Origin of the sequence: Pseudomonas putida (genome assembly GCF_002906855.1) — a bacterium.
In the GTDB taxonomy this organism is placed as follows: Bacteria; Pseudomonadota; Gammaproteobacteria; order Pseudomonadales; family Pseudomonadaceae; genus Aquipseudomonas; species Aquipseudomonas putida_N.
This window is the reverse complement of sequence record NZ_MINI01000038.1, coordinates 1309017-1321909: the sequence shown is the minus strand read 5'-3', so window position 1 is coordinate 1321909 and position 12893 is coordinate 1309017. Positions and strand designations below refer to the sequence as shown.

At 64.7% G+C, this 12893-nt stretch carries 10 protein-coding genes and 2 pseudogenes; 7 read left to right on the top strand and 5 right to left on the bottom strand.

All coding sequences use genetic code 11. The annotated features are described in order from the left end of the window. Positions 1 to 22: 22 nt before the first annotated feature. From BGP85_RS18765 to cmoB, 5 genes and pseudogenes are all read left to right on the top strand, one after another. Positions 23 to 2404: pseudogene (locus tag BGP85_RS18765) on the top strand (glucose/quinate/shikimate family membrane-bound PQQ-dependent dehydrogenase); the annotation flags it as partial. After that, positions 2388 to 4688 (top strand): annotated as a pseudogene (lon, locus tag BGP85_RS18760) (endopeptidase La); the annotation flags it as partial. The pseudogenes BGP85_RS18765 and lon, both read left to right, overlap by 17 nt. Positions 4689 to 4796: 108 nt before the next feature. Continuing rightward, positions 4797 to 5189, top strand: coding sequence for a protease inhibitor I42 family protein (locus tag BGP85_RS18755; RefSeq protein ID WP_103449375.1), 393 nt, complete (start codon positions 4797 to 4799; stop codon positions 5187 to 5189). 89 nt (positions 5190 to 5278) lie between these two features. Continuing rightward, positions 5279 to 6022: a carboxy-S-adenosyl-L-methionine synthase CmoA gene (gene cmoA, locus BGP85_RS18750; protein WP_103449374.1), complete on the top strand. Its 744-nt coding sequence runs from the start codon at positions 5279 to 5281 to the stop codon at positions 6020 to 6022. After that, a complete protein-coding gene (gene cmoB / locus BGP85_RS18745; protein ID WP_103449373.1) occupies positions 6019 to 6975 on the top strand; it encodes a tRNA 5-methoxyuridine(34)/uridine 5-oxyacetic acid(34) synthase CmoB in 957 nt (318 codons plus the stop codon). The genes cmoA and cmoB overlap by 4 nt, the downstream gene beginning before the upstream one ends. 70 nt (positions 6976 to 7045) lie before the next feature. Here the strand turns inward: cmoB and BGP85_RS18740 are convergent, their stop codons facing one another. Further along, the gene (locus tag BGP85_RS18740) at positions 7046 to 7249 is read right to left on the bottom strand and encodes a hypothetical protein (RefSeq protein WP_103449372.1); all 204 of its coding nucleotides are present in this window, start codon (positions 7247 to 7249) and stop codon (positions 7046 to 7048) included. A gap of 241 nt (positions 7250 to 7490) precedes the next feature. Here BGP85_RS18740 and BGP85_RS18735 point away from each other — a divergent pair, with 241 nt between their 5' ends. Beyond that, positions 7491 to 8165, top strand: coding sequence for a heavy metal response regulator transcription factor (locus BGP85_RS18735; RefSeq protein ID WP_103449371.1), 675 nt, complete (start codon positions 7491 to 7493; stop codon positions 8163 to 8165). Beyond that, positions 8162 to 9544 (top strand): heavy metal sensor histidine kinase, encoded by a 1383-nt coding sequence (locus BGP85_RS18730; RefSeq protein ID WP_103466505.1) that lies wholly within the window; start codon positions 8162 to 8164, stop codon positions 9542 to 9544. Before BGP85_RS18735 ends, BGP85_RS18730 begins: the two co-directional genes overlap by 4 nt. Before the next feature lie 110 nt (positions 9545 to 9654). Here BGP85_RS18730 and pdxJ read toward each other — a convergent pair whose 3' ends face one another. The 4 genes from pdxJ to rnc form a co-directional block, all read right to left on the bottom strand. Continuing rightward, positions 9655 to 10377: a pyridoxine 5'-phosphate synthase gene (pdxJ, locus tag BGP85_RS18725; protein ID WP_374755331.1), complete on the bottom strand. Its 723-nt coding sequence runs from the start codon at positions 10375 to 10377 to the stop codon at positions 9655 to 9657. A gap of 61 nt (positions 10378 to 10438) precedes the next feature. After that, complete coding sequence (recO, locus tag BGP85_RS18720) at positions 10439 to 11122, bottom strand: DNA repair protein RecO (protein ID WP_103449370.1); 684 nt, start codon at positions 11120 to 11122, stop codon at positions 10439 to 10441. Positions 11123 to 11175: 53 nt separating this feature from the next. Next, positions 11176 to 12078, bottom strand: a complete 903-nt coding sequence (era, locus tag BGP85_RS18715; protein ID WP_016498176.1) for a GTPase Era — start codon at positions 12076 to 12078, stop codon at positions 11176 to 11178. Continuing rightward, on the bottom strand, positions 12071 to 12760 hold the full coding sequence (gene rnc, locus BGP85_RS18710; protein WP_060508426.1) for a ribonuclease III: 690 nt from the start codon (positions 12758 to 12760) through the stop codon (positions 12071 to 12073). The genes era and rnc overlap by 8 nt, the downstream gene beginning before the upstream one ends. Positions 12761 to 12893: the final 133 nt, after the last annotated feature.

Below are 12893 nucleotides of genomic sequence, written 5' to 3'. Positions count from 1 at the left end.
TTCATTAAAGGGAGAACCTACGATGAGCACTGACGGTGCCAACCAAGGAACCCGCTGGCTGCCACGCCTGATGGGCGTGCTGCTGTTGCTGATGGGCCTGGCCCTGCTGGCCGGCGGCATCAAGCTGAGCCAGCTGGGCGGATCGCTGTACTACCTGATCGCCGGTATCGGCTTTGCCCTGTCGGGCGCCCTGCTGCTGGCCAAGCGCCGCATCGCCCTGGGCCTGTATGGCCTGGTACTGCTGGGCAGCACGGTATGGGCCATGCTCGAAGTGGGCCTGGACTGGTGGCAACTGGTGCCGCGCCTGGCCATTTGGTTCGCCATCGGCGTGGTGCTGCTGCTGCCGTGGGCCCGGCGCCCGCTGACCGGCCCTGCCGCCAAGGCCAACACCGCGCTGCTGAGCGTTGCCGTGCTGGCTTCCGGCGCCTGCGCCCTGGGCAGCCAGTTCACTCACCCGGGTGAAGTGTTCGGCGAACTGGGCCGCGACAACAGCGAAATGGGCAGCGCCGCACCGGCCATGCCGGATGGCGACTGGCAGGCCTATGGCCGCACCGAGCACGGCGACCGCTATTCGCCGCTGCGCCAGATCACCCCGCAGAACGCCTACCGCCTGGAAGAAGCCTGGCGGATCCGCACCGGCGACCTGCCGACCGACAACGACCCGGTCGAGCTGACCAACGAAAACACCCCGCTGAAGGCCAACGGCATGCTCTATGCCTGCACGGCCCACAGCAAGGTGCTGGCCCTGGACCCGGACACCGGTGCCGAGATCTGGCGCTACGACCCGCAGATCAAGACCCCCGTCGGCACCTTCAAGGGCTTCGCCCACATGACGTGCCGTGGCGTCTCGTACTATGACGAGAACAGCTACGTCAGCCGCGACGGCAGCCCGGCTCCAAAGGTGTCCGACGCAGGCCAGGCCGTGGCCCAGGCCTGCCCACGCCGCCTCTACCTGCCGACCGCCGACGCCCGCCTGATCGCCATCAACGCCGACAACGGCAAGGTCTGCGAAGGCTTCGCCAACCAGGGCGCGATCGACCTGACCACGGGCATCGGCCCGTTCACTGCCGGTGGCTACTACTCCACCTCGCCGGTGGCGATCACCCGCAGCCTGGTGATCATCGGCGGCCATGTGACCGACAACGAGTCGACCAACGAACCGTCCGGCGTGATTCGCGCCTACGACGTGCACGACGGCCACCTGGTGTGGAACTGGGACAGCAACAACCCGGACGACACCAAACCGCTGGCCCCAGGCAAGATGTACAGCCGCAACTCGGCCAACATGTGGTCGCTGGCCAGCGTCGACGAAGACCTGGGGATGGTCTACCTGCCGCTTGGCAACCAGACCCCTGACCAGTGGGGCGCCGACCGCACCCCAGGCGCCGAGAAGTACAGCGCCGGCGTGGTCGCCCTGGACCTGGCCACCGGCAAGGCCCGCTGGAACTACCAGTTCACCCACCACGACCTGTGGGACATGGACGTCGGCAGCCAGCCGACCCTGGTGCACCTGAAGACCAAGGACGACGTGAAGCCGGCGATCATCGTGCCGACCAAGCAGGGCAGCCTGTACGTGCTCGACCGCCGCGACGGCACGCCGATCGTGCCGATCCGCGAGGTCCCGGTCCCGCAGGGCGCGGTCAAGGGTGACTACACCGCACCGACCCAGGCCCGCTCCGACCTCAACCTGCTTGGCCCAGAGCTGACCGAACAGGCCATGTGGGGCGCCACGCCGTTCGACCAGATGCTGTGCCGCATCCAATTCCGCGAGCTGCGCTACGAAGGCCAGTACACCCCGCCGTCCGAACAGGGCAGCCTGATCTACCCAGGCAACGTCGGCGTGTTCAACTGGGGCAGCGTGTCGGTCGACCCGGTGCGCCAACTGCTGTTCACCTCACCCAACTACATGGCCTTCGTGTCGAAGATGGTGCCACGTGAGCAGGTGGCCGCAGGCAGCAAGCGCGAAAGCGAGACCAGCGGTGTACAGCCGAACACTGGCGCGCCGTATGCGGTGATCATGCACCCGTTCATGTCGCCGATCGGCATCCCGTGCCAGGCACCCGCCTGGGGTTATGTGGCGGCCATCGACCTGTTCACCAACAAGGTGGTGTGGAAGCGCAAGAACGGCACTACCCGTGACAGCACCCCGGTGCCGATCGGCATGCCGGTGGGCGTACCGAGCATGGGCGGTTCGATCGTCACCGCCGGTGGCGTCGGCTTCCTCAGCGGTACCCTCGACCAGTACCTGCGCGCCTATGACGTGAACAACGGCAAGGAACTGTGGAAAGCCCGCCTGCCAGCGGGTGGCCAGGCCACGCCGATGACCTATACCGGCAAGGACGGCAAGCAGTACGTGCTGATCGTTGCCGGCGGCCATGGCTCACAAGGTCTACGTGATCCCGATCCACAATCGCCCGTTCTTCCCCGCGCAAGTGCTGCCGGTGATCGTCAACGAAGAACCCTGGGCCGAAACCCTCGACCTGGTAGCCAAGACCGAGCACCACTCGCTGGCACTGTTCTTCATGGACACCCCGCCGGAAGACCACCGCCATTTCGACACCTCGGCCCTGCCGGAGTACGGCACCCTGGTCAAGGTGCACCACGCCAGCCGCGAGAACGGCAAATTGCAGTTCGTCGCCCAGGGTCTGACCCGGGTGCGCATCCGCACCTGGCTCAAGCACCATCGCCCGCCGTACCTGGTCGAGGTCGAATATCCGCGCCAGCCGGCCGAGCCGACCGACGAGGTCAAGGCCTACGGCATGGCGCTGATCAATGCGATCAAGGAACTGCTGCCGCTCAACCCGCTGTACAGCGAAGAACTGAAGAATTACCTCAACCGCTTCAGCCCCAACGACCCGTCGCCACTCACCGACTTCGCCGCCGCGCTCACCTCCGCCACCGGCAACCAGCTGCAGGAAGTGCTCGACTGCGTGCCCATGCTCAAGCGCATGGAAAAGGTCCTGCCGATGCTGCGCAAGGAGGTCGAGGTCGCGCGCCTGCAAAACGAGATTTCCGCCGAGGTCAACCGGCAGATCGGCGAGCACCAGCGTGAGTTCTTCCTCAAGGAGCAGCTCAAGGTCATCCAGCAGGAGCTGGGCCTGACCAAGGACGACCGCAGCGCCGACCTCGAACAGTTCGAGCAGCGCCTTGCCGGCAAGACACTGCCCGAGCAGGCCCAAAAGCGCATCGACGAAGAAATGGGCAAGCTGGCCATCCTCGAGACCGGTTCGCCCGAATACGCCGTCACCCGCAATTACCTGGAATGGGCCACCGCCCTGCCCTGGGGCGTGTACGGCAAGGACAAGCTCGACCTCAAGCATGCGCGCAAGGTGCTCGACCAACACCACGCCGGCCTGGATGACATCAAGGAGCGCATCCTCGAATTCCTCGCCGTCGGCGCCTGGAAGGGCGAGATCAGCGGCTCGATCGTGCTGCTGGTGGGCCCGCCCGGGGTGGGCAAGACCAGCATCGGCAAGTCCATCGCCGAATCCCTCGGCCGGCCGTTCTACCGCTTCAGCGTCGGTGGCATGCGCGACGAGGCCGAGATCAAGGGCCACCGCCGCACCTACATCGGCGCCCAGCCGGGCAAGCTGGTGCAGGCGCTGAAGGAAGTCGAGGTGATGAACCCGGTGATCATGCTCGACGAGATCGACAAGATGGGCCAGAGCTACCAGGGCGACCCGGCCTCGGCGCTGCTGGAAACCCTCGACCCGGAGCAGAACGTCGATTTCCTCGACCACTATCTGGACCTGCGCCTGGACCTGTCCAAGGTGCTGTTCGTGTGCACGGCCAACACCCTGGACTCGATCCCCGGGCCGCTGCTCGACCGCATGGAGGTGATCCGCCTGTCCGGCTACATCACCGAAGAGAAGCTGGCCATCGCCAAGCGCCACCTGTGGCCCAAGCAGCTGGAAAAGGCCGGCGTGGCCAAGGCCAGCCTGAGCATCAGCGATAGCGCCCTGCGCACGGTGATCGAGGGCTACGCCCGTGAAGCCGGGGTGCGCCAGCTGGAAAAACAGCTGGGCAAGCTGGTGCGCAAGGCCGTGGTCAAGCTGCTGGAAGACCCGGACGCCAAGCTCAAGATCGGCAACAAGGACTTGGAGGCCGCCCTGGGCATGCCGGTGTTCCGCAGCGAGCAGGTGCTATCTGGCAAAGGCGTGATTACCGGCCTTGCCTGGACCAGCATGGGCGGTGCGACCCTGCCGATCGAGGCGACGCGCATCCACACCCTGAACCGCGGCTTCAAGCTCACCGGCAAGCTGGGTGATGTGATGAAGGAATCCGCTGAAATCGCCTACAGCTATGTCAGCTCCAACCTCAAGCAGTTTGGTGGTGACCCCGGTTTCTTCAACGAAGCGTTCATTCACCTGCATGTACCCGAAGGCGCCACGCCCAAGGACGGCCCAAGCGCCGGTATCACCATGGCCAGCGCGCTGCTGTCGCTGGCCCGCGACCAGGCGCCGAAAAAAGGCGTGGCCATGACTGGCGAGCTCACCCTCACCGGCCAGGTACTGCCGATTGGCGGCGTGCGCGAGAAAGTGATCGCGGCGCGGCGGCAGAAGATCTTCGAGCTGATCCTGCCGGAGCCGAACCGCGGGGACTTCGAAGAACTGCCGGACTACCTGCGTGAAGGCCTGACCGTACATTTCGCAAAGCGCTTCTCCGACGTGGCCAAAGTCCTGTTCTGACCTGCACCGGCCTCTTCGCGGGTGAACCCGCGAAGAGGCCAGCACTGACAACACAAAACCCCACCAGCATCGGGTATCCTCAGGCCATCGCCAGCCTCCGGAGCCACCATGACCGCATCTCGTCTGCTCGTTCCCCTGAGCCTCGCCCTGCTCGCTGCCTGCGCCCAGCAGCCAAAACAAACCGTCGAACTGGACGCCGAAAGCGAATGCCCCAAGCGCCTGCAGGTCGGCCAGAGCCTCACCCTGACCCTGCCCAGCAACCCCACCACCGGCTACCGCTGGCTGGTACAGAACCCTGCATCCAACGTGCTGCAAAGCCTGGGCCCTGAGGTCTACAGTGCCCCCGAGGACGCCGGTATCGTCGGCAGCTCGGGCATCTCGACCTGGCGCTACCAGGCCCGCACTGCCGGTGAAGGCCACCTGGTGCTGGTCTACCAGCAACCCTGGGCTCCGGAAGTGCGCCCGGTACAGACCTTCGATTGCGCCATCCGGGTCAACTAAACGCAGAGCGCTGGTCAGCCAACCATGCATCCACGCCGCGGTTTGGCTAGAATGCCGGCCCTGCCTATCGTCAGCCGCCTGGATTCACCGTGAGCAAACAACCCGACCGCCTTTTCGCCCAACCTCTGGAGCAAGTCCCCGACTTCGTGTTCAACGAAGACGTGGTGCGCGTGTTCCCGGACATGATCAAGCGCTCGGTGCCCGGTTATCCGACCATCGTCGAAAACCTCGGCGTGCTGGCGGCGCGCTTCGCCCAGCCGAACACGGCGCTGTACGACTTGGGCGCTTCCCTGGGTGCCGTCACCCAGGCGCTGCGCCGCCATGTGCGCAGCGACGGCTGCCGGGTGATCGCGGTGGACAACTCCGCCGCCATGGTCGAGCGTTGCCGCCAGTACCTGACCGCCCAGGATTCGATGTTCCAGGAACTGCTGCCGGTCGACGTGCTGGAAGCCGACATCCTCACCCTGCCCTTCGAACCGGCCTCGGTGGTGGCGATGAACTTCACCCTGCAGTTCATCGCCCCTGAACGACGTCTGGCGCTGCTCGGCCAGATCCGCCAGGCACTGCTGCCCGGCGGCGCGCTGATCCTCTCGGAGAAACTGCGTTTCGCCGATGACGAGGAGCAGTCGCTGCTCAACGAACTGCACCTGGACTTCAAGCGGGCCAATGGCTACAGCGAACTGGAAATCGCCCAGAAACGCAGCGCCATCGAGAACGTGATGAAGCCCGACACCCTGCAAGCCCATAAGGAACGCCTGCATGCGGCCGGTTTCACCAAGGTGGTGCCGTGGTTCCAATGCCTCAACTTTACCTCGCTGATAGCCCTGCCATGATCGATCTGTCCCCCCTCGTCCGCCGCCTGGCGGGCACGCCCCTGGCTTCCTGGTCCCAGGGCCTGCAAGCACAACTGGAAGCCAAGCTGGAAAAAGGCCACGGCGACCTCGACCGCTGGCGCGGTGCGCTCGACGCGTTGCCAGCCCTGCAGCCCAGCGAAATCGACCTGGTCGACGGCCTGCGCCTGGATTGCGCGTGCGATGACGCCACCCGCGCGCAAATGCGCCAGGCGCTGATGGGCCTGTCGCCCTGGCGCAAGGGGCCGTTCGACCTGTTCGGCGTGCATGTCGATACCGAATGGCGCTCGGACTGGAAGTGGTCGCGGGTCGGCCCGCACCTCGACCTCAAGGGCAAGCGCGTGCTCGATGTCGGCTGCGGCAACGGTTACTACCAGTGGCGCATGCTCGGTGCCGGTGCCGACATGGTCATCGGCGTCGACCCCAACTGGCTGTTCTTCTGCCAGTTCCAGGCTGTGCAGCAATACCTGCCCGACCTGCCCGCCTGGCACCTGCCGTTCGCCTTGGAAGAGCTGCCGGCCAACCTCGAAGGCTTCGACACCGTGTTCTCCATGGGCGTGTTCTACCACCGCCGCTCGCCCATCGAACACCTGCTGGCGCTCAAGGACTGCCTGGTCAAAGGCGGCGAACTGGTGCTGGAAACCCTGGTGATCGAGGGCGACGAAAACCAGGTGCTGGTGCCCGAAGACCGTTACGCGCAGATGCGCAACGTCTGGTACCTGCCGTCGGTACCGGCCCTGGAGCGCTGGTTGCGCCGCGCCGGTTTCACCGATGTGCGCTGCGTCGACGTGAGCGTCACCAGCGTCGAGGAACAGCGCAGCACCGAATGGATGCGCTATCAGTCGCTGGGCGACTTCCTCGACCCGAACGACCACAGCAAGACCATCGAAGGCTTGCCCGCCCCGCGCCGCGCCACCCTGCTGGCGCGCAAATAAAAAAGGCGTCCATGTGGACGCCCGAATCACACCTGTGCCGGGGAGCAGTGCCGGCACAGCTGCTGTTGCCTTAGTCCTTGGCCACCTCGCGGGCCTTCTCCTGCGCCTTGCGTTCGCGCTCGGCGACAGCCTGTTGCTTGTCGCCGTGCAGGCGCTCCTGATCCTGGCGGAATGCTTGCCAGAACTGCTGGGAACGTTCGGCGCCGCCTTCGGCGTAGACACTGGCGCTGCCCAGGGCGAGGGTCGCCAGCAGCAGGTATTTGCTCAGGTTCATCGTGCTTGCCTCGTTGATAACCGATCAGACAGGGCAATCGTATCCATCGGCAGCTAACGCCAAGGTGAGGCGGGCATTACAGTCTTGCAATGTGGCCTTGGCAGACAGCCAGATAACGCCAGGATTACAAATCCGTTATCTAAGCCGACAGGCCATTCGCATGCCGTAACATCCTGCCGCTTGACCCTGAAGCCCCTACAGGCTTGAGAATCCTGCTCCTTCCAGCCTACCGAGCCCGCCCATGCGCCTACTGATTATCGAGGACGAACCGCGTACCGCCGACTACCTGCAACAAGGCCTGCGCGAGAACGGCTACGTGGTCGACTGCGCCCACACCGGCATCGATGGCTTGCACCTGGCGCGCCAGCAGCCTTACGACCTGATCATCCTCGACGTCAACCTGCCCGAACTGGACGGCTGGGCGGTGCTGCAGCGCCTGCGCGCCGAGTCGGCCACGCGGATCATGATGCTGACCGCCCATGGTCGCCTGTCAGACCGGGTCAAAGGCCTGGACCTGGGCGCTGACGACTACCTGCTCAAACCATTCGAATTCCCCGAGTTGCTGGCCCGTATTCGCAGCCTGCTGCGCCGCAACGACCAGCAACTGCAACCGAGCACCCTGCGCGTCGCCGACCTGGAGCTGGACCCCAGCCGCCACCGCGCCTACCGTGCCGGCAAGCGCATCGACCTGACCGCCAAGGAATTCGCCCTGCTCCACCTGCTGATGCGCCAGAGCGGCGAGGTGCTGTCGCGCACGCAGATCATCTCGCTGGTGTGGGACATGAATTTCGATTGCGACACCAATGTCGTCGAAGTCTCGATCCGCCGCCTGCGGGCAAAGATCGACGATCCGTTTGACGACAAGCTGATCCATACCCTGCGCGGCGTCGGTTATGTCCTCGAGGCCCGCGTTTGAAGCAGGCCAGCCTGTCGCTGCGCCTGGGCCTGAGCATGACCCTGATGGGCGCCGCCCTGGTCTTGCTGCTCGCCTGCCTGGCGGTGTTCGCCCTCGACCACGAACTGGACAGCCGTGCCCGCAAGGACCTGGCGCGCAAGATGTTGCAGGTGGAGCACAACTTGCGGGTCGACTTGCGCAGTGAGGACCTGGGCAACCGCGCCCATCCATTGCTCGACCTGGTGATGGGCCACGACAACCTCAGCCTGAGCGTACTGGCCCTTGAGGGCCGCCATCCGCACCTGCTCAGTCTCGGCCCTGCGCTGGAGTCCCGGGTTGGCGAATTGCCTACCGATGCACGGCTGAACTACCACGAATGGCGCGACAGCAGCGGCAACCAGATCCTCACCGTGACCCGGCAGATGCGCCTGCGTGACGATACCCCGGTGCGGGTGATGATGTCGCTCAACCGCGCCGACGACCATGCCCTGCTTCAGGCCTATCTGCACTCCACCCTGCTGGCCCTGCCCGTGCTGTTGCTGCTGATCGGCGCGGGCGCCTGGTGGCTGATGCAACGCGGCCTGAAGCCACTGCGCCACTTCCGCCGCATCGCTGGGCAGGTTTCCACCCAGGACCTGCAACACCGCCTGCCCGCCACCGGGTTACCACTGGAGCTGGCAGAGCTGGCGCGCAGTATCAATGTGATGCTCGACCGCCTGGATCAGGGTGTGCGCCAGCTGTCGCAGTTCTCCGACGACCTGGCCCATGAACTGCGTACCCCGCTGGGCAACCTGATGGGCAAGGCCCAGGTCACCCTGGCCCGCGAGCGTGATAGCGCGAACTACCGGGAAGTGCTGGAAGACAGCGTCGAGGAGCTGACCCGGCTCAATCGCATCATCAACGACATGCTGTTCCTTGCCCAGGTCAGCCAACCACAGGCGCAGGTGGCGCTCAAGCCACTGGCATTGGCGGAGGAAGCTGCGCAGGTAAGCGAGTTGTTTGCCTTCAGTGCCGAGCTGAAGGGTATCGAGCTGCGCTTGCAGGGCTGGGGGACGGCGCTGGCGGACCGCTTGATGTTCCAGCGGGCGCTGTCGAACCTGTTGAGCAATGCCATACGGCATTGCCCTCAGGGGCAGGCAGTGAAGCTGGGCATCGAGCGTCAGGGCAGCGAAGTGCTGATGTGGGTGGAGAATCAGGGGCCGGGGATTGCCGAAGAACATTGGCCGCAACTGTTCGAGCGCTTTTACCGGGTAGGGTCAGGGCGTTCGCGGCTGGAGGGTGGGACGGGGTTGGGGTTGGCGATCGTGGAGTCGATCATGCAGTTGCATGGGGGGCGGGTCGAGGTCAGCAGTAACCTTTCAGGGCCGACCCGGTTTACCTTGGTGTTTCAGGCTGAATGAAGGTTGCCTGTACCGGCCCTTTCGCGGGGCAAGCCCCCTCCTACAGAGGTACGCAATCCCCTGTAGGAGCGGGCTTGCCCCGCGAAAGGGCCGGTACAGGTACCACTAGGTCATCGCGAAGCCGCGACGATCAGCGCCTTCATCTCGGCCACGGCAGCCTTGAAGCCGACGAACAGCGCATGCGCCACCAGCGCATGGCCGATGTTCAGTTCATTGATGCCCTTGATCGCCGCAACCGCCTCGACGTTGTGGTAATGCAGACCATGCCCGGCATTGACGATCAGCCCCTGGCCCACGCCAAACGCCACGCCATCGACGATGCGTTGCAGCTCCTCGGCCACTTCGGTCGGTGTTTCGGCATCGGCATAACGCCCGGTGTGCAGCTCGACGGCTGGGGCGCCGACACGGCGCGAAGCCTCGATCTGCCGCTCGTCGGCATCGATGAACAGCGACACTTCAGCACCGGTTCGCGACAGGCGTTCGACCGCCGCCTTGATCCGCGCCTCCTGGCCGGCCACGTCCAGGCCACCCTCGGTGGTCAGCTCCTGGCGGGTCTCGGGGACCAGGCAGATATGCGCCGGGCGGATCTTTTCGGCAAAGGCCATCATCTCTTCGGTGATGCCCATTTCGAAGTTCATGCGCGTCTGCAGAACGTCCTTGAGCACCAGCACGTCGCGCTCCTGGATATGCCGGCGGTCTTCACGCAGGTGCACGGTAATACCGTCGGCGCCCGCTTCCTCGGCATCCAGCGCAGCCTTGACCGGGTCCGGGTAGCGGGTGCCGCGGGCCTGGCGCAGGGTCGCCACGTGGTCGATGTTGACGCCAAGAAGCATGCGGTTGCTGTGAGTCACGAAAGGCTCTCCTGAAGTTTGAGCCACACAGCATACGACGTGCTCAGCGCTTGCGAAACAGTTCCCGGCTGACCAGCGGTCTTGGCCCCAGGTGTACTGCCAGTGCCTGGCGCATCAGGCGCTTGGCCGCCAGCAAGGCGCCGGGGGCATCCCAGTCGGCCAGGGCCAGGGCCAGCAGCTCGGTGCCGTTGAACAGACCAGGTTGGGCCAGGTACACGCGTTCGAGGCCGGCATCGACCCGCAGGCGGTACAGTCCGTCCGCTTCGATCGGGTCGTCGTTGACGTCGTGGCTGAGTGAAAAGGTGTAGCCCAGGTCCTCAAGCAGCCGCCACTCGAAGGAGCGCAAAAGGGGTTCCAAAGGTCTTCCCGCGACCAAGGCCTGCAGGGTCAGGGCGTAGTGCTCGAACAGTTCGGGCTGCGGCGCCTCGGCGGGGAGCAGGCGCATCAGCAGTTCGTTGAGGTATAGGCCGCTGAACAGCGCGTCGCCATGCAGCCATGCTGCAATACCCACACTGTCCAGGCGCCTGACGTTCTTCAGCTCACCTTTACCGAACAACTCCACTTCCAGCGGAACGAACGGCCGCACCAGGCTGCCACCCTTGCCGCGCGCACGCCGCAGCACCGCACGCAGGCGGCCCTGCGGGGTGAAGAAGTCCACCAGAGCACTGGTTTCCTTGTAGGCGCGGCTGTGCAGGACGTAGGCCGGCTGGCCGACTGGCTGTTCCATAAGATAACTCAGTCGCAGGCAGGGCCCGCTCCTAGAAGAGGGCCCGGCAAGGCTTACAGGTCGCCGTAGCCCAGCGAACGCAGGGCGCGTTCGTCGTCTGACCAGCCGCCCTTGACCTTGACCCAGAGGTTGAGCATGACTTTGGAGTCGAACAGCACTTCCATGTCCTTGCGTGCTTCAGAGCCAATGCGTTTGATGCGCTCGCCCTTGTCACCGATGATGATCTTCTTCTGGCCATCACGCTCGACCAGGATCAGTGCATGGATGTGCAGCACGTGGCCCTGCTGCTTGAACTCTTCGATTTCCACGGTGATCTGGTACGGCAGCTCGGCACCCAGCTGGCGCATGATCTTCTCGCGCACCAGTTCGGCGGCGAGGAAACGGCTGCTGCGGTCGGTGATCTGGTCTTCCGGGAAGAAGTGGTCGTTTTCCGGCAGGTGCTTGGCGATCTGGGCTTCCAGCGCTTCCAGGTTGTGGCCCTGCTGCGCGGAAATCGGCATCACTTCAGCGTTCGGCAGTTGCTCCTGCAGCCATTGCAGGTGCGGGATCAACTCGGCCTTCTCTTCCATGCGGTCGGTCTTGTTGACCGCAATGATCAGTGGGCCGGTCACGTACTGCACACGCTCCAGCACCAGTTGGTCCTCGTCGGTCCACTTGGTACGGTCGACGACGAAGATCACCACGTCGACGTCCTTCAGGGCCGCCGAGGCGTTGCGGTTCATGTAGCGGTTCAAGGCCTTGTCGTTGGCCTTGTGCATGCCCGGGGTGTCAACGTAGATCGCCTGCACGTCACCCTCGGTCTTGATACCGAGCATGTTGTGGCGGGTGGTTTGCGGCTTGCGCGAGGTGATCGCCAGCTTCTGGCCGAGGATGTGATTGAGCAAGGTCGACTTGCCCACGTTCGGGCGGCCGACGATGGCCACGTAACCGCAGCGGGTCGGATTGTTATCAGTCATTACCATTCTCCACGCCCAAGGCGATCAATGCAGCAGCGGCGGCGACCTGCTCGGCGATACGCCGGCTTACACCTTGGCCACGGCTCTTGTTGTTCAGCAGCACCACTTCGCATTCGACGAAGAAGGTACGGCAGTGCGGTTCGCCCTGGATGTCGACCACTTCGTAACGCGGCAGCTCACAGCTGCGCGATTGCAGGAACTCCTGCAGGCGGGTTTTCGGGTCCTTGTTGGTGTCGACCAGGGTCAGGCCTTCGAACTCGTCGGTCAGCCAGGCGAGGACACGCTCACGCGCGGTCTGCATGTCCGCGTCCAGGTAGATGGCGCCGATCAGCGCCTCGAGGGCGTCGGCCAGGATCGACTCACGGCGGAAGCCACCGCTCTTGAGCTCACCCGAGCCCAGGCGCAGGTAGTCGCCCAGGTCGAAACCACGGGCCAGGCGGGCCAGGGTCTCGCCCTTTACCAGGCGGGCGCGCAGACGCGACAGCTGGCCTTCGCGGGCCTGTGGGAAGCGCTCGAACAGCGCCTCGCCGGCGACGAAGTTGAGAATGGCGTCACCGAGGAACTCCAGGCGCTCGTTGTTGCGCCCGGCATAGCTGCGGTGGGTCAAGGCCAGCAGCATCTGCTCCTGGTCCTTGAAGGTGTAGCCGAGCTTGCGCTCGAGACGGGCAAGGGAAGCAGTCATGCAGCCACCCGTTGGTTGTTCAACGCGTTGTTCAAATCAACATCCTGAAAGACTGTTTGGCTGTGGTCCGTCGCGGCGAGCGGCGAATCTCTCGTTCCCTGAGAACACAGCCTATGTCAGAAATGCATTCGGC

Excerpts from the sequence above, each read along its gene's own strand:
- rnc (WP_060508426.1), bottom strand. The coding sequence starts at position 12,760 with ATGACTGCTTCCCTTGCCCGTCTCGAGCGCAAGCTCGGCTACACCTTC.
- era (WP_016498176.1), bottom strand. The coding sequence starts at position 12,078 with ATGACTGATAACAATCCGACCCGCTGCGGTTACGTGGCCATCGTCGGC.
- BGP85_RS18740 (WP_103449372.1), bottom strand. The coding sequence starts at position 7,249 with ATGAACCTGAGCAAATACCTGCTGCTGGCGACCCTCGCCCTGGGCAGC.
- cmoB (WP_103449373.1), top strand. The coding sequence starts at position 6,019 with ATGATCGATCTGTCCCCCCTCGTCCGCCGCCTGGCGGGCACGCCCCTG.
- BGP85_RS18755 (WP_103449375.1), top strand. The coding sequence starts at position 4,797 with ATGACCGCATCTCGTCTGCTCGTTCCCCTGAGCCTCGCCCTGCTCGCT.
- BGP85_RS18735 (WP_103449371.1), top strand. The coding sequence starts at position 7,491 with ATGCGCCTACTGATTATCGAGGACGAACCGCGTACCGCCGACTACCTG.
- recO (WP_103449370.1), bottom strand. The coding sequence starts at position 11,122 with ATGGAACAGCCAGTCGGCCAGCCGGCCTACGTCCTGCACAGCCGCGCC.
- pdxJ (WP_374755331.1), bottom strand. The coding sequence starts at position 10,377 with ATGCTTCTTGGCGTCAACATCGACCACGTGGCGACCCTGCGCCAGGCC.